This window comes from Krasilnikovia sp. MM14-A1259 (assembly GCF_047159535.1).
GTDB lineage: Bacteria > Actinomycetota > Actinomycetes > Mycobacteriales > Micromonosporaceae > Actinoplanes.
On the sequence record NZ_BAAGAJ010000002.1, the window covers coordinates 2,318,932 to 2,341,152 of the forward strand.

The window sequence follows — 22,221 nt, forward strand, 5'->3', positions numbered from 1 at the left end:
TCAGCGGGGAACGACCGTCTCGATCGCCCACTCGCGCCACGAATCCAGGCGGTTCTGCACCGTGGCCAGCTGCTCGGCGACCGGACCCGGCCCGGTCGAGCCGGGCGTGGTCCGGGCCGCCAGCGCGGAGCGCACCGACAGCACCTCCCGTACGGACGGGTCCAGGTGTTCGCTGACCGTCTTCAGGTCGTCGTCCGAGACGTCCTCCAGCTCGCACTCGCGGGCCGCGCACAACGCGACCAGGCGGCCGGTGACCTCGTGCGCGTCCCGGAACGGCACCCCGCGACGCACCAGCCAGTCGGCGACCTCGGTGGCCAGGGAGAACCCGACCGGCGCGGCGGCAACCAGGCGGTCCACCCGTACGGTCATCGTGGAGATCATCCCGGCCAGCGCGGGCAGCAGCAGTTGCAGCGTGTCGACCGCGTCGAACGCCGGCTCCTTGTCCTCCTGCATGTCCCGGTCGTAGGTCAGCGGCAGGCCCTTGAGCATGGTCAGCACCGCGACCAGCCCGCCGACCAGCCGGCCCGACTTGCCCCGGGCCAGCTCCGCGATGTCCGCGTTCTTCTTCTGCGGCATGATCGACGACCCGGTGGCGAACGCGTCGTCCAGTTCCACCCATCCGAACTCGGTGGAGGTCCAGAGCACCACCTCCTCGCCGAGTCGGGACAGGTGCACCCCGACCAGCGCGGTGACGAACAGGAACTCGGCCACGAAGTCGCGGTCCGCGACCGCGTCCATCGAGTTCGGTGCGGGAGCCGTGAAGCCCAGCTCGTGGGCGACCGCGGCCGGGTCCAGCGGCAGCGACGACCCGGCCAGCGCGCCCGAGCCGAGCGGGCTGATCGCGGCCCGCGCATCCCAGTCGCGCAGCCGGTCCAGGTCACGCAGGAGTGGCTGCACGTGAGCCAGCAGCCAGTGCCCGAAACTGACCGGCTGGGCGTGCTGCACGTGGGTCATGCCCGGGGCGGGCGTGTCCACGTGGCGTTCGGCCTGCTCGACCAGGGCGTCGGCCAGCTCCACCAGTCGCCCGGCCACCCCGCGCGCGTGGTCGCGCAGGTACATCCGCAGGTCCGTGGCGACCTGGTCGTTGCGGGAGCGGCCGGCGCGCAGCTTGCCGCCGAGCGCGCCGAGGCGTTCCAGCAGGCCCCGTTCCAGCGCGGTGTGCACGTCCTCGTCGTCCACGGTCGGCCGGAACTCACCGGAGGCGCACGCCGCCTCCAGGTCGTCCAGCGCGGCCAGCATCCGGCCCAGTTCCTGCGGGTCCAGCAGGCCCGCGGTGGCCAGCACCCGGGCGTGCGCGCGCGACGCCGCGATATCGTACGGCGCGAGGCGCCAGTCGAATTGGACGCTCACCGACAGCCGGGCGAGCGCCTCGGCGGGGCCGCCGGCGAACCGGCCGCCCCACAGCGAAGTACGTTCGGTCACGGCGCTCAGTCTGCCAGCCGCTTGTCACGAGCCGACGCCATCCGCGACGGCAGGCCCCACAGCTGCACGAACCCCTTGGCCAGGGACTGGTCGAACGTGTCGCCGGTGTCGTAGGTGGCCATGCCGAAGTCGTACAGGCTCGCCTCGGAACGGCGGCCGGTCACCACGGCGCGGCCGCCGTGCAGCGTGAGCCGGACCTCGCCGGTGACGTGCTGCTGCGCCTCGTCGATGAACTTGTCCAGCGCGTCCTTCAGCGGGGAGAACCACAGGCCGTCGTAGACCAGCTCCGCCCAGCGCTGGTCGACGCCGCGCTTGAACCGGGCCAGGTCGCGTTCGACCGTGACGTTCTCCAGCTCCTGATGTGCGGCGATGAGCGCGATCGCGCCGGGGGCCTCGTACACCTCGCGGCTCTTGATACCCACCAGCCGGTCCTCGACCATGTCGAGCCGGCCGACCCCCTGCGCGCCGGCCCGCCGGTTCAGCTCGGTGATCGCCTGCAGCGGGGTGACGGTCTCGCCGTCGATCGCCACCGGGTTGCCCTTGTCGAACGTGATCACGACCTCGTCGGCGTCGCGCGGCTCCGCCGGGTTCTTCGTGTACGAGTACAGCTCCTCGATCGGGGAGTTCCAGATGTCCTCCAGGAAGCCGGTCTCGACGGCGCGGCCCCACAGGTTCTGGTCGATCGAGTACGGCGACTTGTGCGTCACGTCGATCGGCAGGCCCTTCTCCTCGGCCAGCGCGATCGCCTTGTCCCGGGTCCACGCGAAGTCCCGGGCGGGCGCGACGACCTTCAGCTCAGGCGCGAGCGCGCCGATGCCGACCTCGAAACGGACCTGGTCGTTGCCCTTGCCGGTGCAGCCGTGCGACACGATCGTGCCGCCGTGCTGCCGGGCCGCCTCGACGAGGTGCCGCACGATCAGCGGGCGGCTCAGCGCCGACACCAGCGGGTAACGGTCCATGTAGAGCGCGTTGGCGCGCAGCGCGGGCAGGCAGAAGTCCGCGGCGAACTCCTCCCGCGCGTCCACCACCACGCTCTCGGCGGCGCCGCAGTCCAGGGCACGCTGCCGGATCACGTCCATGTCCTCGCCGCCCTGGCCGACGTCCAGGGCGACCGCGATCACCTCACCGCCGGTCTGCTCGGCCAGATACGGGATGGCGACGGAGGTGTCCAGACCCCCGGAAAATGCAAGTACGACCCGCTCGGTCACGGGGTGCTCCTCTCAATGTTGTCGGGGATGTGGCCGGCCCATTCGGCGAGCTTCTCGGCCAGGGCCTTGCCGCCGGTCACGTCGCGGGCCACGACGAGAATGGTGTCGTCGCCGGCGATCGTGCCGACGACATCGGAGAGCCCGGAGCGGTCCAGCGCGCTGGCGAGGAACTGCGCCGCCCCGGGCGGGGTTCGCAGCACCGCGATGTTGCCGCTGGCGTCCACCCCGGTCAGCAGCTCACGCAGCAGCCGCTGCAGCCGGGCCGGACCCTGCTGGGTTTCGCGCAGCGGGCGCTGGCCGTCCTCCGGGATCAGGTACGCGCCGCCGACCTTGACCGCGTTCAGCTCCTCCAGGTCCCGCGACAGGGTCGCCTGGGTGACCTGGATGCCCTCGGTGGCGAGCAGCTCCCCCAGCTCGGTCTGCGAGTGCACGGACCGCTCCCGGATCAGCGCGACGATCCGGGCGTGGCGCCCCGCGCGGGTCACCGGCCCGGTCATGAGGTGCTCAGCAGCCAGGTCAGCAGCGCCTTCTGGGCGTGCAACCGGTTCTCCGCCTGGTCGAACACCGCACTGCTGGGGCCGTCGAGCACCTCGTCGGTGATCTCCTCGCCGCGGTGGGCGGGCAGGCAGTGCAGCACGATCGCGTCGTTCGCGGCCGCGGCCAGCAGATCCTTGTTCACCTGGTACGGCCAGAACGGCGTACGCCGGTCCCGCCCGTCGTTCTCCTGCCCCATCGACGTCCAGGTGTCCGTGGCCAGCACGTCCACGCCGTCGGCCGCCTCGTACGGGTCGCGCAGCACCTCCACCGAGCCGCCGGTCCACGCCGCGATCTCGGCGGCCCGCGACACCACGGCCGGGGCGGGGTCGAACCCGGAAGGCCCCGCGACCCGCACATGCATGCCCGCGGTGGCGCCGGCGAGCAGGTACGAGTGGGCCATGTTGTTCGCGGCGTCCCCCACGTACGCGAGGCGGCGCCCGGCCGTGCCGCCGCACCGCTCCCGGATCGTCAGCAGGTCGGCCAGCAGCTGGCACGGGTGGTAGCCGTCGGTCAGCGCGTTGATGACCGGCACCCGCACGTCCGAGGCGAGTTCGGCGAGCCGGTCGTCGCCGGTCGTCCGGTAGACGATCGCGGCGGCGTACCGGGAGACGACCCGGCCCGCGTCGGCCAGGCTCTCGCCGCGGCCGAAGTGGGTGGCCTGGGTGTCCACGATGATCGGGTTGCCGCCCAGCTCCGCGACGCCGATCTCGAACGACAGCCGGGTCCGCAGGCTCGCCTTGTCGAAGAAGACCGCCACGGACCGCGGCCCGGCCAGCGGGTGGTGGCCGAACCGGTCCGCCTTCATCACCTCGGCCAGGTCCAGGACCTCGCCCTGCTCGGCGGGGCTCAGGTCGTCATCCCGCAGGAAGTGCCGGGTCATGACAGACCGTCCAGGGCAGCGGGAAGGGCGGCGACGAACGCGTCGGCCTGGCCGGCGGTGAGGATCAGCGGCGGCGCGAGCCGGATCACGTCCGGCTGGACCGGGTTGACCAGGAAACCGGCGTCACGCAACCGGGCGGCGGCCTGGGCGGAGACGTCCGCGGTGAGCACGACGCCGAGTAGCAGGCCCGACCCGCGCACCCCGGCGACCAGCGGGTGGCCCAGGCTCTCGACGCCGCGGCGCAGTTGCTCCCCGACCCGCTTGGCGTTGTCGAGCAGCCCTTCACCGGCGATCGTGCGGATCACCGCGAGCGCGGCGGCACAGCTCACCGGGTTCCCGCCGAACGTGGTGCCGTGCGAGCCGGGGCCGAACAGCTCGGCTGCCGCGCCGAACGCGAGGCACGCGCCGATGGGCAGGCCGCCGCCGAGGCCCTTGGCGAGCGTCACCACGTCCGGCTCGACGCCGTCGGCCTGGTGGGCGAACCAGTGCCCGGTACGGCCGATGCCGGTCTGCACCTCGTCGAGCACGAGCAGCGCCCCGTACGTGGTGCAGATCTCGCGGGCCGCGGCGAGGTAGCCGGGCGGCGGGACGACGACGCCGTTCTCGCCCTGGAGGGGTTCCAGGATGACCATGGCGGTGGCGTCCGTGACCGAGGCGGCGAGCGCGGCGGCGTCCCCGTACGGAACATGGGTGACCTCGCCGGGCAGCGGCCGGAACGGGTCCGCCTTGGCGGGCTGGCCGGTCAGCGCCAGCGCCCCCATCGTGCGGCCGTGGAAGCCGCCGTGGGCGGCGACCACGTGGGTGCGGCCGGTGAGGCGGGACAGCTTGAACGCGGCCTCGTTGGCCTCGGCGCCGGAGTTGCAGAACAGCGCCCGCCCGGGCCGCCCGACCAGCGCCAGCAGCAGCTCGGCGAGGGCCACCGGGGGCTCGGCGACATACAGGTTGGAGACGTGACCGAGCGTGGCGATCTGCGCCGACACCGCGGCGACCACGGCCGGGTGGGCGTGGCCGAGCGCGTTGACCGCGATGCCGCCGAGCAGGTCCACGTACGTCTGCCCGGCCTCGTCGGTGACGACCGCGCCGTCGCCCGAGACCAGGGCCAGCGACGGGGTGCCGTAGTTGTCCATCATGGACTGCGACCAGCGGTCGACGAGTGTGCTCATGAGGGGATCACCATCGTTCCGAATCCTTCCGAGGTGAAGACTTCGAGCAGGGTGGAGTGGGCGACCCGGCCGTCCACCACGTGCGCCGCGGGCACCCCGCCCTGGACCGCGCGCAGGCACGCCTCCATCTTCGGGACCATGCCGGACTCCAGGCGGGGCAGCAGCTTCGCCAGGTCGTCCGCGGTGATCTCGGAGGTGAGCGAGGAGGTGTCGGGCCAGGCGGTGTAGAGGCCGGGGACGTCGGTGAGCACCACCAGTTTGCGGGCGCCCAGCGCGACCGCGAGCGCGGACGCGGCGGTGTCCGCGTTGACGTTGTGCACCATCCCGTCGGCGTCCGGGGCGACCGTGGCGACGACCGGGATCCGGCCCGCCGCGATCAGGTCGTCGACCGCGGACGTGTCGACCTGCGCGACGTCGCCGACCTGGCCGACGTCGACCGGCTGCCCGTCCACGACCGCGGGGCGCCGGACCGCGGTGAACAGGCGGGCGTCCTCGCCGGACAGCCCGACCGCGAACGGGCCGTGCTCGTTGATCAGCCCGACCAGTTCCCGGCCGACCTGGCCGGTCAGGACCATGCGGACCACGTCCATGGCCTCCGGGGTGGTGACCCGCAGGCCGCCGCGGAACTCGCTGGCGATGCCGAGCCGGTCCAGCATCGCGGAGATCTGCGGGCCGCCGCCGTGCACCACGACCGGCTTGATGCCCGCGTAGCGCAGGAACACCATGTCGGCCGCGAACGCCCGCTGCAACTCCGGATCGATCATCGCGTTGCCGCCGTACTTGATGACGACGGTCGCGCCGTGGAAGCGTTCCAGCCAGGGCAGCGTCTCGATGAGAACCGCGGCCTTCTCCTGCGGAGTCATGAGCTGTAGGCCGAGTTCTCGTGCACGTACGCGTGGGACAGGTCCGTGGTCCGGATGGTCGCGGACATCTCCCCCTCGTTCAGGTGCACCTGGATCGTCACGTCCCGGCCCTTGAGGTCCACCTTGCCGCGGTCCTCGGCGGCGGCTCCGCCACGGCACACCCAGACCCCGTTGACCGCGACGTCGACCCGGTCCGGCTCGAACGCCGCGCCGGTGGTGCCGACCGCGGCGAGGATCCGCCCCCAGTTGGGGTCGTTGCCGAACAGCGCGGTCTTGACCAGGTTGTTGCGGGCCACGGCCCGGCCGACCTCGACCGCGTCGGCGTCGCTGGCCGCGCCGAGCACCTCGATGGCGATGTGCTTGGTGGCACCCTCGGCGTCGGAGATGAGCTGCCGGGCCAGGTTCTGGCAGACCGCGGTGACCGCGGCGGTCAGCTCGTCCTGGCTCGGCTCGACGTTGGCGGCGCCGTTGGCCAGCAGTAGCACGGTGTCGTTGGTGGACATGCAGCCGTCGGAGTCGATCCGGTCGAACGTGAGCCGGGTCGCCTCGCGCAGCGCCGCGTCCAGCGCCTCGCTTCCCGCCACCGCGTCCGTGGTCAGCACCACGAGCATCGTGGCCAGCGCGGGTGCCAGCATGCCGGCGCCCTTGGCCATGCCGCCGACCGACCAGCCGTCGCCGGTCACGACCGCGGTCTTGGCGACCGTGTCGGTGGTCATGATGGCCTCGGCGGCGTCCGGGCCGCCGTCGGCGGCGAGCGCCTTGACCGCGGCGCTGACGCCGGGCAGCAGTTTGTCCATCGGCAGCAGCTCACCGATCAGGCCGGTCGAGCAGACCGCGACGTCGCCCGCGCCGATCAGCAGCGGCTTGGCGCCGCCGCGCAGCGCCGCGGCGGTGTGCTCGGCGGTGGCGTGGGTGTCGCGGAATCCCTGGGTGCCGGTGCACGCGTTCGCGCCACCGGAGTTCAGCACGACCGCGCGGACGATGCCGCCGCGCAGCACCTGCTGGCTCCAGAGCACGGGGGCGGCCTTGACGCGGTTCGCGGTGAAGACCCCGGCGACGATGGCGTCCGGGCCGTCGTTGACCACGAGCGCGACGTCGCGGCCGCCGCCGGTCTTGAGCCCGGCCGCGATCCCGGCCGCCCGGTAGCCTTTGGGGTGGGTGACGCTCACTGGACCTCCCTGTCCGTCTCGGTCATGGGGCAACCCCGTACACCGGCAAGCCGGTGGTCTCGGGCAGGCCGCACATCAGGTTGGCGCACTGCACCGCCTGCCCGGCGGCGCCCTTGCCGAGGTTGTCGAGCGCGCTGACCACGATGATCCGGCCGGAGTCGGCGTCCACACCGGCCTGCAGGTGGCAGGAGTTGGATCCGGCGGTCGCCGCGGTGTGCGGCCACGCGCCGGGCGCGAGCACGTGCACGAACGGCTCATTCGCGTACGCCGCGGCGAGCACCTCGCGCGGGTCGGCGTCGCCGGTGGGCACCGCGGTCACCGTGGCGAGGATGCCGCGCGGCATCGGGGCGAGCACCGGCGTCATGGACAGCGACACCGCGCCGGTCGCCTGCTTGATCTCCGGCACATGCTGGTGCGCCCCCACCTTGTACGGGCTCAGGTCGCCCATGACCTCGCTGCCGAGCAGGTGCGCCGTGGCGGCCCGGCCCGCGCCGGACGTGCCGGACGAGGCGACCACGACGACGTCGTCCGGGGCGGCGGCCCCGGCCGCGATGAGCGGGGCGAGCGCGAGGGTGATCGTGGCGGCGTAGCAGCCGGTGTTGGCGACGCGGTCGGCGGCGGCGATGCGCGCGCGCTGGCCGGGCAGCTCGGGCAGCCCGTATGTCCAGGTGCCGGCGTGTGGGCCGCCGTAGTAGCGGGCCCAGGCGTCGGCGTCGTGCAGCCGGAAGTCGGCGCCCAGGTCGACGACCTTGACGCCGGCCGGGAGTTGCGCGGCGAGCGCGGCGGACTGGCCGTGGGGCAGCGCGAGGAACACGACGTCGGCGTCGGCCAGGACGGCCGGGTCGGTCTCGCCGAGCACGAGGTCGAGCCCGGCGAGCTGGGGGTGGACCGCGGTGACCGGGGTCCCGGCCTGGGTGTGCGCGGTGGCGGCGGCGAGGTCGAACTCGGGGTGCCCGGCGATCAGGCGGAGCAGTTCGCCCCCGGCGTACCCGCTGGCACCGGCGACGGCGACGCGGATTCCCATCGCACCTCCTGACGATCGTCACTGCATTTCTATGCAGAGGACCGTATCAACTCTCGGTCGGCGGGGGCAACCCGGAATCCTCCGGGTGTCCGAATGGCGCGCGAGTTCCGGAACCGCGCAGGGGTGCCGTAACCGGTTCCGGGCTGGAAGACTTCCCATTTGTTCATGTTCCACCGACCGTGCGGGCTTGCGGTCGACCACCGGAGGCCGTGCGTGACCGCAGAGCTCCCGTACCGGGATGTTTCGCTGACCGTCGACGAGCGCGTCGAGGACCTGCTGGCCCGCATGACCCTCCCCGAGAAGGTCGGGCAGATGCTCCAGCTCGACGCGCGCGGCGACGTCAAGGAGATCGTCGCGGACCAGCTCGCGGGCTCGATCCTGCACGCCTCGCCGCGCAAGATGCTGGAAGCGATCGACCTGGCCGCCCGGACCCGGCTGGGCATCCCCCTGCTCACCGCGGAGGACTGCATCCACGGGCACTCGTTCTGGCCCGGTGCCACGATCTTCCCCACCCAGCTCGCCCTCGCCTGCACCTGGGACGCCGGCCTGGCCGAACGGGTCGCCCGGGTGACCGCGATCGAGGTGTCCGCCACCGGCATCCACTGGACCTTCTCCCCCGTCCTGTGCGTGGCCCGGGACCTGCGCTGGGGGCGCACCGACGAGACGTTCGGCGAGGACCCGTACCTCATCGGGGAACTGGGCTCCGCGATGGTCCGCGGCTACCAGGGCGACGGGCTGAGCGATCCCACCGCCATCCTCGCCACCGCCAAACACTTCGCCGGCTACTCGGAGACCCAGGGCGGCCGGGACGCCAGCGAAGCCGACCTGAGCCCCCGCAAACTGCGCTCGTGGTTCCTGCCGCCGTTCGAACGCCTCGCCCGCGAGGGGGTGCGCACGTTCATGCTCGGCTACCAGTCGATCGACGGCGTGCCGATCACCGCGAACCGTTGGCTGCTCCACGACGTACTCAAAAAGGAGTGGGGTTTCACCGGCACGCTGGTCACGGACTGGGACAACGTCGGCCGGATGGTCTGGGAACAGCAGGTGTGCGCGGACCAGACGCAGGCCGCGGCCGTGGCGGTCCGCGCGGGCAACGACCTCATCATGACCACCCCCGACTTCTTCACCGGCGCCCAGGCCGCGGTCGAGGCCGGGCTGCTCGCCGAAACCGACATCGACGCCGCGGTACGCCGGGTCCTGCGGCTCAAATTCGAGCTCGGCCTGTTCGAGAACCCGCGGGCCCCGGACGCCCGCCGGCAGGCCGTGGTCATCGGCGCACCGGAACACGCGGCCCTCAACCTGGAGGTGGCCCGGCGCGGCCTGGTCCTGCTGCGCAACGACGGCCTGCTGCCACTGGCGCCGGACACTCCCCGTACGGTCGCGGTGATCGGCCCGAACGCCGACGACCCCCAGTCGCAGCTCGGCGACTGGGCCGGCGCCTCCGGGCAGGTCGACTGGATGCCCGACGGCCACCCCCGCGAGCTGATCGAAACCGTGCTGGACGGGTTCCGGACGGTGGCGCCCGGCGACTGGACGATCACCCACGCCCGCGGCGCGGACATCGAGATGCTGGTGCCCGATCCGGAAGGGCCGCTCTATCCCGACGGGCAGCCCCGCCCGCCGATCTCCCGCCCGGCGCCCACCGATCCGGCCCTGATCGCCGGGGCGGTCGCCGCCGCGCAGGCCGCCGACGTCGCGGTCGTGGTCCTCGGCGACACGGTCGCCCTCACCGGCGAAGCCTGCTCCACGGCCACCCTGGAGCTGCAGGGCGGGCAGATCGCCCTGCTGGACGCCCTGGCCGACGCCGGGACGCCGACCGTGCTCGTGCTGATCAATTCCAAGCCGGCCGCGCTGCCCGAGTCTGCGCTGCGCTGCGCCGCGGTGATCCAGGCGTTCAACCCCGGCATGCGCGGCGGCCGGGCCGTGGCCGAGCTGGTGCTGGGCCACATCGAGCCCACCGGGCGGCTGCCCATCTCCGTGGCCCGGCACGTCGGCCAGCAGCCGGTCTACTACAACCAGATCCGCGGCCAGCACGGCAACCGGTACGCCGACCTCACCCAGGAGCCGCTGTTCGTCTTCGGCGAAGGGCTCAGCTACTCCACAGTCGACTACGCCGACCTGACGATCGGGCAGCCCGCGGTGCGGGTGGGCGAGGCGGTTCGGGCCACCGTGCGACTGACCAACACCGGGACCCGGCCCGCGACCGAGACCGTGCAGGCGTACGTCAGCGACCTGGTCACCAGCGTGACCTGGGCGGCGCGGGAGCTGAAGGCGTACCGGCAGGTGACCGTGCCGGCGGGCGGATCGGTCACGGTCGAGCTGGAGGTCGCCGCGGCGGACTGCACGCTGGTCACCGCGGACGGACGCCGGGTCGTCGAACCGGGCGACTTCGCGCTGCTGGTGGGCCGCAGTTCCCGCCCCGCGGACCTGCTCACCGCGACGTTCTCGATCACCTGACCCGCGGGCGCTCACGTCGTGCCCCGGCGGCACAGGTGCGGTTAACCGCACCCGCATTGCCCGTGGCTGCCCCGATGTCGTCCCGGCCCACGCCGACCAGGCTGAACGCATGGACAATGTCGTGGAACTCAAGGACGTCACCCGCAGGTTCGGGCGGCGCCGGACCACCGTCGTGGCCTTGGACAACGTGTCGCTGGCCGTGCCCGCCGGGCAGTTCGTCGCCGTCATGGGCGCGACCGGCTCGGGCAAGAGCACACTGCTGCACTGCGCCGCGGGGCTGGACCGGCCCACCGCCGGCACCGTACGGCTGGCCGGGCACGACGTCGGCAAGCTCCGCGAGGGGCGGCTGACCCGGCTGCGCCGCGACCGCGTCGGCTTCGTGTTCCAGTCCTACAACCTGCTGTCGGAGCTGACCGTACGCCAGAACGTGGCACTGCCCGGCCGGCTCGGCGGCACGCGGCGGCGGGCGGTCGCCGACGTGCTCGCCGACGTCGGCCTGGCCGGGTACGAACGACGCGGCGTCGGCGAACTGTCCGGAGGTCAGCAGCAGCGCGTCGCGATCGCACGGGCGCTGGTCACGCGCCCCGCAGTGATCTTCGCCGACGAGCCGACCGGCGCGCTCGACCCGAGCACGGGCGGGCAGATCCTGTCGCTGCTGCGGGCCGCGGTGGACACCGCGGGGGTGACCGTCGTGATGGTGACGCACGACCCCGCCGCGGCCGCGTGGAGCGACCGGCTCGTGCTGCTGCACGCCGGTCAGGTGGCGTCCGACCGGCCGACGCCGCCGACGGGCGAGATCGCCGCCCGGCTGCGCGCCGCCTCCGGACCGTCAGCGCCGACGCCGGGCGCCTCGGCAGCTCCGGCCTCCACCGTCGCCACGGCGGTGGGCGCATGATCACCGGACTGGTCCGGCAGGCGCTGCGCCGGCACCCGTGGTCGTTCGTCGGCCCCGCCGCCACCCAGTGCCTGGCCGCGGCAATCGTCACGGGCGCCCTCGGCATCGCGCACTCCCTGGACAACGCGCCGCGGCACGGACCGGACCGGCAGACGATGGCCGACAGCGGACTGACCGACGTCGCGGCGCTGTTCGTCACGATCTCCGTGTACCTGTCGGTCATCATCGTCGGCGTCACCATGGGCGCCGCGATCGCCCGCCAGGCCCGGGACACCGCCCTGGCCCGCGCGATCGGGGCGACACCGGGTCAGGTACGCCGGGCGATCGCCGTGCAGTCGGGCGTGGTGGCGCTGCCCGCCACGGCCGTGGGCGTACCGCTGGGGATGCTGGGCGGGCACGCCTGGGTGGACGGGCTGGCCGGGCACGGCATCGTCGCGGTGCCCGTACCGTTCACGCCGCACCCCGCCGCCCCTGCAGCGGCGCTGGCCGTCACCGTCGGCACCTCGCTGCTCGGCGCGCTGGTCGCGGCGATCCGCCCGGCGCGGGTCCGGCCCTCGGTGGCGTTGGCCGAGACCGCGACCCCGCGGCGGCGCGTCGGCGTCGTCCGTACCGTCCTGGGTGCGGCACTGGTGGCGGGCGGCGTGGCGCTGGCCGTGGTGATCTCCGGCCTCGACGCGACGACCGCGGACACCGCGGGGCTGTTCGTCATGCTCGCCATGTGTGTGGGCGCGGGTCTGCTCGGCCCCGCCCTGCTGCGGACCGCGGCGCCCGCCGGCCGGTTGTTCGGCGATGTGGGCCGCCTCGCCGCGGACAACCTTGCGGCCCGCGCCCGCACCTACTCCGGGGCGCTGGTGCCGCTCACCCTGGCGGTCGCGTTCGCCACGGTCACCGTCGCAAGGGCGAGCACCGCCGCGCACGTGACCGGCGTGCCCGAACCGGCCGCGGAACGCTGGATGGAGTACTCGGGCACCGGCGTCTACACGGCCTTCGCGGCGGTTGCGGCATTGGCCACGCTGGTCGCGACGACGCTGTCGCGGCGCCGCGATCTGGCCGTGCTGCGGCTCACCGGCGGCACCCGGGTGCGGGTGCTGCGGGTGGTGGTCTGCGAGGCTCTGCTCGTGACCGGTACGGCGCTCCTGGTCGCCGCGGCCGTCGCGGCGACGGCACTGCTGCCCCTGCTGCACACCGCGCTGGGCACCTGGCTGCCGTGGCTGCCCGCCGGGCAATGGGCCGCCGGGGTGCTGGCCCTGACCGCGCTGGTGCTGGCCGGCACCGTGCCGCCCGCGCTCGCCGTGCTGCGGCACCCACCCGTCGACGCGGTCCGGTGACCCCGCGAGCGGGCGGGCCGGCCGTCATCTCCGTGCTGACCGCGCTGTTCACCCGGCGTACGTGGCGCGACGTCGCGTACGTGCTGACCGGGGTCGTGGTGGGCGCGCCGGCGTTCGTGCTGGCGCTGGTGGGCGTCGCCGCCACCGCGCTGAGCATCCTGACCGTCGGGCTGCCGGTACTGATCGCGGTGCTGGCCGTGGCCCGGCACCTCCCGGCGTACTTCCGGGTGCCCGCGCGCGGCCTGCTCGGCTGGGACTGGCCGCGCCCGGCGCCGCTGGACGCCCGCGGCGTACTGCGCCGCGTGGTCGCGCTGCTCGGCGACGGCACCGCCTGGCGCGCCCTGCTCTACAGCTTCACCACGTTCCCGGTACGCGTCGCCGGTGCCTACGCGGCAGCGATCGCGCTCGTCCTCGGACCGGTCGGCCTGACCTACCCGCTGTGGTGGTTCATCGTCCCCGACGGCTGGGGCATGGACCCCACCGACTGGGCGGGCACCTGGACGTGGGCGTGGCAGGGCGCCGCGCTCCTGCTGGTCATGCCGTGGGTGCTGCGGCTGGTCGTCGCGGCGGACCGGCTGCTGGTCCGGGCGCTGCTGGAACCGACGGGGGGCAGCGCCCGGATCGCCGCGCTGGAGTCGAGCCGGGCCGAGCTGCGCGCCGACGCCGCCGCCACGCTGCGCCGGGTGGAGCGGGACCTGCACGACGGCACCCAGGCCCGGCTGGTGGCGCTCGGCATGACGCTCGGGCGCATCGCCCACCGCACCGACGACCCGCAGGTCCGCACGCTGGTCGACGACGCGCGGGGCACCGTCACCGAAGCCCTGGCAGAGCTGCGCGACATCGTCCGCGGCCTGCACCCGCCCGCCCTGGACGACGGCCTGCCGGTGGCGTTGCAGACCCTGGCCGGACGCAGCGCGGTCCCCGTGGAACTGGCGGTGCCGACCGGCCTGCGGCCCTCGGACAACACCGCGTCCGCGGTGTACTTCGCGGTCGCGGAACTGCTCACGAACATCGCCCGGCACGCGTCCGCCACCCGCGTCCGGGTCGAGGTCCAGGCCGCGGACGGCCGGATACGGTTGGCCGTCACCGACGACGGCCGCGGCGGGGCGCGCCCGGACGGGCTGGGCACCGGCCTGGCCGGGCTGGCCCGCCGGGCCACCGCCCTGGACGGCACGTTCACCGTGGACAGTCCGGCCGGCGGGCCCACGGTCGTCACCATGACTCTGCCCGGGGAGGGCTGACATGCGTACGGTCATCGCCGAGGACAATCCCCTGCTGCGCGACGGCATCAGGCTGCTGCTCGGCGAACACGGCATCGACGTCGTCGCCGCCGTGGACAACCCCGACGACCTGCTCGAGGCCGTGGCCCAGCACGGGCCCGACGCGGCGATCGTCGACGTACGCATGCCACCCACGCACACCGACGAAGGCGTACGGGCCGCGCTGGCGATCCGGTCGGCGCATCCGCACACCGCGGTCCTGGTCTTCTCCCAGTGGGTGGAGACCGGCTACGCCCGGCGGCTGCTCGCCGAACACGGCGAACGCGTCGGCTACCTGCTCAAGGACCGGATCGTCAGCACGGACGAGTTCGTGGGGGCGCTGTACCGGGTGGCGGATGGCGGCACCGCCCTCGACCCCGAGGTCGTCCGGCAGTTGCTGGCGGCCCCGGCCGTCGACGCGGGGCTGGCCCGGCTGTCCGCCCGCGAACGGGAGATCCTGGCGCTGCTCGCCGAGGGACGGTCCAATGTGGCCATCGCCGAGGGCCTGCACCTCGTGGAACGCAGCGTCGAGAAGCATGTCACGGCGATCTTCACCAAGCTCGACCTGCCGCAGGCCCGCACCGACCATCGGCGGGTCCTGGCGGTGCTGCGCTACCTCAACGCCCCGCCAGGATTTGCCACCTGACCTCGGCCAAAACAGGGCAGTGTACGCATATCGGGTGCCCGGCGCTCGGCCGAGGTCGATTGCAGCGCCTTGACCTGGGCTGGCATGGTGGGCCGCATGCGGAAGATCACCCTGCGGCGCACGCTGCGGCGCCTCGTCAAGGCCGGGGCGCTGGCCGTGGCCGCGGCGGTGCTGACGATGGTCGCGGGCGCCTGGTGGGTGCATTCCGAGGCCGACGGGCACGTGTACGCGCAGGACGCCGTACCGGCGGCGCCCGTGGCCCTGGTGCTCGGCGCGCAGGTCGACCCCGGCGGGGTGCCGTCGCCGTTCCTCGCCGCGCGCCTGGAGATCGCCCGCCGGCTGTACGCCGACGGCAAGGTCGGCGCGATCCTCGTCTCCGGCGACCACGGCCGGTGGGAGTACAACGAGCCCGGCGCGATGTTCGAATGGCTGGTCGGCCACGGGGTGCCGTCGCAGCAGATCGTGCTCGACCACGCCGGGTTCGACACGTACGACTCGTGCGCCCGGGCGCGGCAGATCTTCGGGGTGCGCCAGGCGATCGTGGTGACCCAGTCGTACCACCTGGAGCGGGCGGTCACCCTGTGCCGGCATCTCGGGGTGGACGCCAGCGGCGTCGGCGACGACACCGTACGCATCTACAAGCAGCCGTGGCTGCACAGCTCGATCCGCGAACGCGGCGCGGTCGTCAAGGCGATGTTCGACGTCGCGTCCGGGCGTGACCCGGTGTTCCTCGGGCCCCACGAGACCGGCGTCGAAGCCGCCCTGCGCTGAACCGCGGGGGCGGAGACCTACCTCCCGCCGCTCAGCCGGTCGGAACGAAGGCGCCGGTGGGCCGCCCAATTGCCGGTCCAGGCCGCAAGGTCGTGTACCCACGCTTGAGGGCTCTGCCGGGACTTGGTCGACCACTTCGCGGCGTTCCGCGATGCGAATTCGTCCAAGATCTCGGGATCAGTTGCCGTCCACTCGGGGAATCTCGCGAGCCAGTCTTCAGCCTGCCCGGGATCGTGGCCACTGCCGATCAGCCACTGAACAAGCAGGGCGAGTTCGACCCACGAAGCGGCCTGGGTCGCCCATGCCCAATCGACGATCCGCAGACCCTTCGAGGTGACGATGAGGTTGGCCGGGTTGAGGTCAGAGTGAACGAGCGTCCCGCCGTTCATCGCCGGGTGCCCGAACCCGAGCCGGGCTTCCGGGGTGAACCACGGTCGGCCCGCCGCCGAAGTCTCCTGAAGTTCGGTCAATGTCGCAGCGAGCAGATCGAGATCCGGACTGCCGGGGGACAGATCGGCGTGGGGACCGTCGAGATATTCGGTCCCCACCACCAACCATCCATCGGACTGGAAATCCCACAGGACCGCGGCCGGGTAACGGCCGACGGCCTTCGTGACGGCCAGTTCGTAGCGCAGTGTCAGAACGTTCGTCTCGGCCGAGGCCGCCTTGATGAACACCGTTCCGTTCGGCCCGGTGACGGCGGAGGCGATCTCCGCGTGGTCGCCGGTCACGGCCGGGGTCACCTCGAAGGGCCCGCCGATTCGTTCGGCGATCTCGGTGGTGACTGCCTCCGGCAACGCGTTCCAATCACGGCGCAAGGGAGATCCTTATCGGTCAGGCGGTGATGCCGGGCTGCGGCGGGTTCGGTGGGCAGCAGGACTCGGCCTCGCCGCTCCAGAATTCCACGTCGACCGGGTAGCCGGTCGCGTGCAGTGCCGACAGGGTGTAGGTCATGGCGGTGCCGTCCTGCATGGCCTCGGTCAGGATCGGGCGGTGGTGTACGTAGTGACCCGCGATCTCCTGGCACGCGGCGGTGTAGGGCTCGCTGATCTGGAGGGCGGTGTGCCACACGGCGTCGACCGGGCGGGTCGGGACGACCCGGTAGGACTCGCCGGACGGCAGCGTCATGCCGTAGCCGGGGTTGTCATGCGCGTCGGCGTATGCCTTGAGGAAGATCAGGAACTGTTCAGTCGCTCGTTCGGCGTAGGTCTGGGTGACCTCCTGCTTGGCGGCGAAGTAACGGGCGATCTCGTCGAACACCTCGGCCGAGACGAGGTCTCGGGGGTCCGCGACGGTCGCGACCGGCTTGTCCGCGGTGATGGTCATTCTCTGTACCTCCTGCTCCGAGGGGTTATGGGAGGCTACGCACCCCGAACGGACGGTGCGTAGAGTCTTGCCATCTGCGCGCCTTTCAGCGCAATGATCAAACTTCTTGCGTGAACGCAGGTCCGCGTATGTAGAGTTCGCGGCCTTACCAGCCGCCGTGATGATCCGGTGTGCCCTTCGCGCATTTCCCGAACACGCGCCACCAGGTCAGACCGTCGCCGTAGTCGCACGGCTCAATGACCGTGTCGACCTCGCACAGGATTGGCCCGACGCCGTCAAGGACGGCGAGTTCGATCTGTAGATCCAACGAATCAACAAGCCGAGGCCCGGTCCCCTATTGGGATTCGGGCCTCGCTCATGCAGCGGCAGCGAAGTGCCTCCGACAACCCGCTTTCGCCAGTTCGACCGTCGAGAGGGGAGTCGCGCCATACCGCGTAATGCCCACATGCTCGCCCAAACACCGCTGACCTACCCGTCGAACGTCGTCGGCTTCCTGTCGCACAGGGTCGGCGGATTGCAAGCACGTCGGCTTCCTCCCGGGACGCGGCCGGTCCGAGAATGCCGACATGACATGTAGTACCGCACAGTCTCTCCACCGGCCTGGCGCGACCGCTGACCCACCCATGCCCTGCAGCCATCAGAACAACGATTGACGGGAGAAACATGACGTACGGCTACCTCAACGAGATCAGCACCCAGCCCGGTCGACGCGACGAGGTCGTCGCCATCCTGCTCGGCGGCGTTGACGGGCTCCTCGTCGCCGGATGTGAGCTGTACCTGGTGGGGGTGTCGGACACCGAGCCCGACACGGTGTTCGTTACGGAGGTGTGGCGCAGCAGGGCGGATCACGACGCGTCCTTGCAGCTGCCGGAGACCCGGGCCGCGATCGCCACGGCGATGCCGATGCTGACCGGAAAGTTCCGCACCCGCGCGCTGACCGTCGCGGGAGGTGTGGGGTTGCCGTGAGCCAGGGCCGGCCGTGCCTTGCCTGAGTCGCCGGCTTGCGATGGCGGCATCGGCGCGATCCCTAGACCGCAGTCAACAACTGCTCAGCCGCGGTGAGCCGGCCGATCCACTCGGCGGCTTCGGGCGACCCGTCGGCGGTGTCCGAGAGGCTGAGCAGTCCCTGGACCAGGGCCGCGGGCAGAACCGCACTCAAGTTTGTGACCGGCCCGTATGCGGCGGTGACGGCCGCCCACTGAGACGGGTCGACCGACGACAGCAGCAGCCACGCGACGTCCACGACACCCGGCGCCGCCGAGACGTCTTCCCAGTCGACCAGCGCGAGCTCGCCGTCGGGGCTGGTGCGCACGTTGTGTGCCGACGCATCGCCGTGCACGAGGGTCAGCGGGCCCGCCGACGCGACGTCCTGTTCGGCGCTCGGCACCCTGCCGACGAGTCGCGCACCGAGAGTGCACAGCCCGGCGGGCAGGTCAGCGCGGATGCTCAGCGCCGGCCACGTCGCGTCGTACAGCTCACCGACGAGATCGGCCGCCGCGCCGACCGGACGTAGCCACGGCCATCGGCCAGCGGCCTGGCCGGCCCAACGCTCGTGCAGCCGCGACAGCATCTGGGCGTGTGCCATCGGGTCGGCCCCCGGACGCCACGAGGAGAGATCTTCGAGGATCAGCGTCGTGCCGTCCGGGGTGACCTCCGCGTGCAGGCAGGCGGGTACCCGGACGCCCACGACGGGGGCGATGTCGCGGTAGAAGCGCACCTCGGCGCGGAACATGTCGAGCACGTCGGGGATGGTCCCCGGTTCCGGCAGCCCGCGACGTTTCACAAACCCCTGCACGGCGCCATGCTAGAAGCCGATCCGCGGGATCATTCGGCGGTCGGGAAATCCGTCCGCCTTCGGGTCCACCGGTCGATCCGGTTCGCCTGCTCGATTCCCGCCATACTCGACAGCATGCGACTGGCGTACGCCCACCGGGCGGTCCTCGTGCTGGAATCGGACGCCGACGATCGGGCACCCGGGGGCGCGATCACCACCGCGCTGTGCGGCCACTGGGCGCACCGGCCGCCGTGTCCCCTCGCCGCGCACCACACCGCGACCACCCGCGACGGCGACGAGCTGCACCTGCGCATCCTGTTCGCGACCGCCCCGGACCGGATGGACGAGGTGCGCGAACGTATCGACGCCGCCCTCGCGGCCGGCCAGTTCACCGGCCCGGACGGCGCGGTCAGCCGGTGGCGGTGCGTGGAGAGCGGTTGCGTCCGGCTCGTGCCCGAGGAACTCCCGCACGCCCGTCGCCTGCTCCGCGATCCGGCTAGCGCTCCAGGATCTGCTTGAGCCGGACGAGATCCTTGTGGTTCGCGCGGCGCATGGCCGCCGCCATCACCGGTGCGGTGATCTTGCCGAAGCCGGCCGGCTCGCCTCGGTTACGCAAGGTCATCCGGGTCCGGCCGGCGTCGATCGGCTGCCACGTGTAACTGGTCTCCATCGGAAACGGACCTTGCGCCGTCCGCATCACCAGCCGTTGCCCCGGCACGAGGTCGATGACCTCGTAGGTGTACGCGAGCCGGCGGCCGAGGAATCGCGCGACGAAATCCATCGTCGAGCCGACCTGGACCGGCGGAGCCGTACGCCATTCGATCGAGTCGATGTTCGCGTACCACTCGGTGGCGTGGGAGGGGTCCCCGGCGTACTCGGCGACCTCGGCGGACGGGCGCTCGATCACGATCTCGGTCACCACGTCGACACCCATGAGCCGATGCTAAGCCGCGCCCGGCGGGCCCGGGTGGGCGAACACGATCGGGATCATGCTCGCCCGCCCGGCGACGGCCTCAGCCGGTCACGCCCCGCGCAGGACCGCCCCGAACCTCTCCGCCGCGGCGGCCACGGCAGCGTCCCGCGCCGCCACGGCCTCCTCGACCGTCAACGTACGGTCCGGGGCCCGGAAGGTCAGCTTGTACGCGAGGCTGCGCTTGCCCTCCCCCAGCTGCTCGTCGGTGTACACGTCGAACAGGTGCACGGTTTCGAGCAGGTCGCCCGCCCCGCCGACCAGGGCGTCGCGCACCTGCGCGGCCGGCACGCTCGCGTCGACGATCAGCGCCACGTCGATCAGGGCGGGCGGGAACGTGGTCAGCCGGACCGCCTGCACGACCGGCGCCGCGGGCAGCGCGTCCAGGTCGAGTTCCACCGCGCACGTACGCCGGGGCAGTTCCAGCGCCGACACCACGGCCGGGTGCAGCTCACCCGCGTACCCGACGATCACGTCGTCGACCAGGACGGCCGCGCAGCGGCCCGGATGCCACGGGGCGTACTCGGCCGCCTCGACGCGGACCCGGCCGTCGGGCAGCCCGGCCGCGGACACCGCGATCCGGGCGGTCTCCACCGCGTCCGCCCACCCGGCCGGGCGGCCGGGGCCCCACCAGCCGGCGGGCTCGATCGCGCCCGCGAACACCGCGGCCAGGTGCCACGGCTGCTCGGGGACGATGTCGTTGGCGGCCGCCCAGTCGGCGTCGGACGGGCGGTGCTCGACGCTCATCTCCGGCGGCGCGACCGCGGACAGGTGCGGCCGGAACACCGTGCCGACCTCGTACAGGGCGAGGTCGCGGTGGCCGCGGCCGACGTTGCGCTTCAACGCGCCGAGCAGGGTGGGCAGCAGCGACGTACGCAACTGCGGCTCCTCCTCCGACAGCGGGTTGGTCAGCCGGGCGGCGCTGCGCCGCGGGTCGTCGGCCGCCAGCCCGAACGCGTCGTGCACCGACGGCGACACGAACGGGTACGACAGCACCTCCACGCACCCGGCCTCGGCCAGGGCACGGCCCACGGAACGGCGGCGGCTCTGCGCCCCGGTGAGTCCGCGCCCGCCCGGGGCGAGCGGCAGGATGCTCGGGATCGCGTCGTACCCGCCGAGGCGGGCCACCTCCTCGACCAGGTCGGCCGGGGCCAGCAGGTCCGGACGCCACGACGGCGGCGTGACCACCAGCGGGTCGGACCCGGTGACGGTGCAGCCGACCCGGGTGAGCAGTTCCACGACCCGCTCCACCGGGTACGGCACGCCGATGCGGCGCGACGGCAGCGCCGGGTCCAGCCGCACCGCGGCAGGCGGCTGCACGTGGTCGAGGTCGAGGACGCGTTCGTCGACGGTGCCGCCGGCGTGCTCGGTGAGGATCGCGACCGCCCGTTCCAGGGCGACCAGCGGCATCCGCGGGTCGACACCGCGCTCCCACCGCTTGGCGGCCTCGCTGAACAGCCGGTGCCGCCGGGCGGTACGCCCGACCATGACGGGATCCCAGTGGGCGGCCTCCAGCAGCACGTTGACCGTGCCGGGCTGCCACTCGCTGGTCTCGCCGCCCATGACCGCGGCCAGCGACACCGGGCCGGTATCGTCGAGGATCACCATGTCCTCGGCGTCCAGTACGCGCGCCACACCGTCCAGGGTGGTCAGCTTCTCGCCGTGCTGGGCCCGGCGCACCACCAGGCCGCCGCGCAACCGGTCCAGGTCGAACACATGCATCGGCTGGCCGGTCTCCAGCATCAGGTAGTTGGTGATGTCGACCGGCAGCGAGATCGTCCGGATGCCCGCGGCGACCAGTCGGCGCTGCATCCACTCCGGCGACTTCGCGTCCGGGTCGATGCCGCGCACCACCCGGGCGGCGAACCGGTCACACCCGGCGGTGTCCTCGACCGTCACCGGGTACGGCGGCTCCGCGGTCCCCGCCGCGAACGGCAATGCGCCCGGATCCCGCCACGTGCAGTCGAACGCGTGCGACAGCTCGCGGGCCAGGCCGCGGATGCTCATCTCGTACCCGCGGTCCGGGGTGATCTCCACGTCGACCAGCACGTCGTCGAGGCCGACCAGCGGACGCGCGTCGGTCCCCGGCTCGGCGGCACCCGGCGGCAGCACGATGATGCCGGAGTGGTCGGCGCCCAACCCCAGCTCGGCCTGGGAGCAGATCATGCCCGCGGAGGTACGCCCGTACGTCTTGCGGGCGCCGATCGTGAACCCGCCGGGCAGCTCGCCGCCGGGCAGGATCACCACGACGAGGTCACCGACGGCGTAGTTACGCGCCCCGCAGATGATCTCCTGCGGCTGCGGGTTGCCGACGTCGACGAGGTTGAAGCGGATCGGCTTCTTGAAGCCGGTCAGCTCCTCGACCTCCAGCACCCGGCCGACGACCAGGTCGCCCTTGATCGTGGCGGCCTGGTCGACGACGGACTCGACCTCGATGCCGAGACCGATCAGGGCCTGTTCCAGCTCGGCCGCACTCAGCGACGCCGGCAGGTCGACGTACTCGCGCAGCCAGGACAGCGACACCTTCAT

The 22,221-nt window shown here is 72.7% G+C and carries 21 protein-coding genes; 8 read left to right on the forward strand and 13 right to left on the reverse strand.

Features of this window, described 5'->3' with window-relative positions:
- From argH to argC, 8 genes are read right to left on the reverse strand one after another with little or no spacing between them, the layout of a single operon-like run.
- Positions 1-1,431 carry an argininosuccinate lyase gene (gene argH, locus ACMCNK_RS10070; protein ID WP_412740807.1) on the reverse strand — a complete coding sequence of 477 codons (1,431 nt, stop codon included), beginning with the start codon at positions 1,429-1,431 and terminating at the stop codon, positions 1-3.
- Positions 1,428-2,630, reverse strand: coding sequence for an argininosuccinate synthase (locus ACMCNK_RS10075; protein WP_412736120.1), 1,203 nt, complete (start codon positions 2,628-2,630; stop codon positions 1,428-1,430). Before ACMCNK_RS10075 ends, argH begins: the two co-directional genes overlap by 4 nt.
- A complete protein-coding gene (locus ACMCNK_RS10080) occupies positions 2,627-3,127 on the reverse strand; it encodes an arginine repressor (RefSeq protein WP_412736121.1) in 501 nt (166 codons plus the stop codon). The genes ACMCNK_RS10075 and ACMCNK_RS10080 overlap by 4 nt, the downstream gene beginning before the upstream one ends.
- Entirely contained in the window at positions 3,124-4,047 is a 924-nt protein-coding gene (gene argF, locus ACMCNK_RS10085; protein WP_412736122.1) for an ornithine carbamoyltransferase, read from the reverse strand. The genes ACMCNK_RS10080 and argF overlap by 4 nt, the downstream gene beginning before the upstream one ends.
- A complete protein-coding gene (locus tag ACMCNK_RS10090; RefSeq protein WP_412736123.1) occupies positions 4,044-5,210 on the reverse strand; it encodes an acetylornithine transaminase in 1,167 nt (388 codons plus the stop codon). Before ACMCNK_RS10090 ends, argF begins: the two co-directional genes overlap by 4 nt.
- Positions 5,207-6,073, reverse strand: coding sequence for an acetylglutamate kinase (gene argB, locus ACMCNK_RS10095; RefSeq protein WP_412736124.1), 867 nt, complete (start codon positions 6,071-6,073; stop codon positions 5,207-5,209). Before argB ends, ACMCNK_RS10090 begins: the two co-directional genes overlap by 4 nt.
- The gene (gene argJ / locus ACMCNK_RS10100; RefSeq protein WP_412736125.1) at positions 6,070-7,242 is read right to left on the reverse strand and encodes a bifunctional glutamate N-acetyltransferase/amino-acid acetyltransferase ArgJ; all 1,173 of its coding nucleotides are present in this window, start codon (positions 7,240-7,242) and stop codon (positions 6,070-6,072) included. The genes argB and argJ overlap by 4 nt, the downstream gene beginning before the upstream one ends.
- 22 nt (positions 7,243-7,264) lie before the next feature.
- Positions 7,265-8,266, reverse strand: coding sequence for an N-acetyl-gamma-glutamyl-phosphate reductase (gene argC, locus ACMCNK_RS10105; RefSeq protein ID WP_412736126.1), 1,002 nt, complete (start codon positions 8,264-8,266; stop codon positions 7,265-7,267).
- Between the two features lie 213 nt (positions 8,267-8,479).
- Here argC and ACMCNK_RS10110 point away from each other — a divergent pair, with 213 nt between their 5' ends.
- From ACMCNK_RS10110 to ACMCNK_RS10135, 6 genes are all read left to right on the forward strand, one after another.
- Positions 8,480-10,723: a glycoside hydrolase family 3 N-terminal domain-containing protein gene (locus ACMCNK_RS10110; RefSeq protein WP_412736127.1), complete on the forward strand. Its 2,244-nt coding sequence runs from the start codon at positions 8,480-8,482 to the stop codon at positions 10,721-10,723.
- A gap of 109 nt (positions 10,724-10,832) precedes the next feature.
- Positions 10,833-11,618 (forward strand): ABC transporter ATP-binding protein, encoded by a 786-nt coding sequence (locus tag ACMCNK_RS10115; protein ID WP_412736128.1) that lies wholly within the window; start codon positions 10,833-10,835, stop codon positions 11,616-11,618.
- Positions 11,615-12,946, forward strand: a complete 1,332-nt coding sequence (locus tag ACMCNK_RS10120; protein WP_412736129.1) for an FtsX-like permease family protein — start codon at positions 11,615-11,617, stop codon at positions 12,944-12,946. The genes ACMCNK_RS10115 and ACMCNK_RS10120 overlap by 4 nt, the downstream gene beginning before the upstream one ends.
- Entirely contained in the window at positions 12,943-14,187 is a 1,245-nt protein-coding gene (locus tag ACMCNK_RS10125; RefSeq protein ID WP_412736130.1) for a sensor histidine kinase, read from the forward strand. The genes ACMCNK_RS10120 and ACMCNK_RS10125 overlap by 4 nt, the downstream gene beginning before the upstream one ends.
- A gap of 1 nt (position 14,188) precedes the next feature.
- Positions 14,189-14,851 (forward strand): response regulator transcription factor, encoded by a 663-nt coding sequence (locus tag ACMCNK_RS10130; RefSeq protein ID WP_412736131.1) that lies wholly within the window; start codon positions 14,189-14,191, stop codon positions 14,849-14,851.
- A 96-nt stretch (positions 14,852-14,947) separates the two neighbouring features.
- Positions 14,948-15,622, forward strand: coding sequence for a vancomycin high temperature exclusion protein (locus tag ACMCNK_RS10135; RefSeq protein ID WP_412736132.1), 675 nt, complete (start codon positions 14,948-14,950; stop codon positions 15,620-15,622).
- Between the two features lie 17 nt (positions 15,623-15,639).
- Here ACMCNK_RS10135 and ACMCNK_RS10140 read toward each other — a convergent pair whose 3' ends face one another.
- Entirely contained in the window at positions 15,640-16,440 is an 801-nt protein-coding gene (locus ACMCNK_RS10140) for a phosphotransferase (protein WP_412736133.1), read from the reverse strand.
- Between the two features lie 16 nt (positions 16,441-16,456).
- Entirely contained in the window at positions 16,457-16,948 is a 492-nt protein-coding gene (locus ACMCNK_RS10145) for a hypothetical protein (RefSeq protein WP_412736134.1), read from the reverse strand.
- Positions 16,949-17,611: 663 nt separating this feature from the next.
- Between ACMCNK_RS10145 and ACMCNK_RS10150 the strand changes: the two genes are divergently transcribed.
- Positions 17,612-17,914 carry a putative quinol monooxygenase gene (locus tag ACMCNK_RS10150; RefSeq protein ID WP_412736135.1) on the forward strand — a complete coding sequence of 101 codons (303 nt, stop codon included), beginning with the start codon at positions 17,612-17,614 and terminating at the stop codon, positions 17,912-17,914.
- A 61-nt stretch (positions 17,915-17,975) separates the two neighbouring features.
- Here ACMCNK_RS10150 and ACMCNK_RS10155 read toward each other — a convergent pair whose 3' ends face one another.
- Positions 17,976-18,743 (reverse strand): phosphotransferase family protein, encoded by a 768-nt coding sequence (locus ACMCNK_RS10155; protein WP_412736136.1) that lies wholly within the window; start codon positions 18,741-18,743, stop codon positions 17,976-17,978.
- A gap of 114 nt (positions 18,744-18,857) precedes the next feature.
- Here ACMCNK_RS10155 and ACMCNK_RS10160 point away from each other — a divergent pair, with 114 nt between their 5' ends.
- On the forward strand, positions 18,858-19,241 hold the full coding sequence (locus ACMCNK_RS10160) for a hypothetical protein (protein ID WP_412736137.1): 384 nt from the start codon (positions 18,858-18,860) through the stop codon (positions 19,239-19,241).
- Here the strand turns inward: ACMCNK_RS10160 and ACMCNK_RS10165 are convergent.
- Together ACMCNK_RS10165 and pheT are read right to left on the reverse strand one after the other, a co-directional pair.
- Positions 19,219-19,656 (reverse strand): SRPBCC family protein, encoded by a 438-nt coding sequence (locus ACMCNK_RS10165; RefSeq protein WP_412736138.1) that lies wholly within the window; start codon positions 19,654-19,656, stop codon positions 19,219-19,221. The two genes, ACMCNK_RS10160 and ACMCNK_RS10165, sit on opposite strands and share 23 nt — an antisense overlap.
- An 87-nt stretch (positions 19,657-19,743) precedes the next feature.
- Entirely contained in the window at positions 19,744-22,221 is a 2,478-nt protein-coding gene (gene pheT / locus ACMCNK_RS10170; RefSeq protein WP_412736139.1) for a phenylalanine--tRNA ligase subunit beta, read from the reverse strand.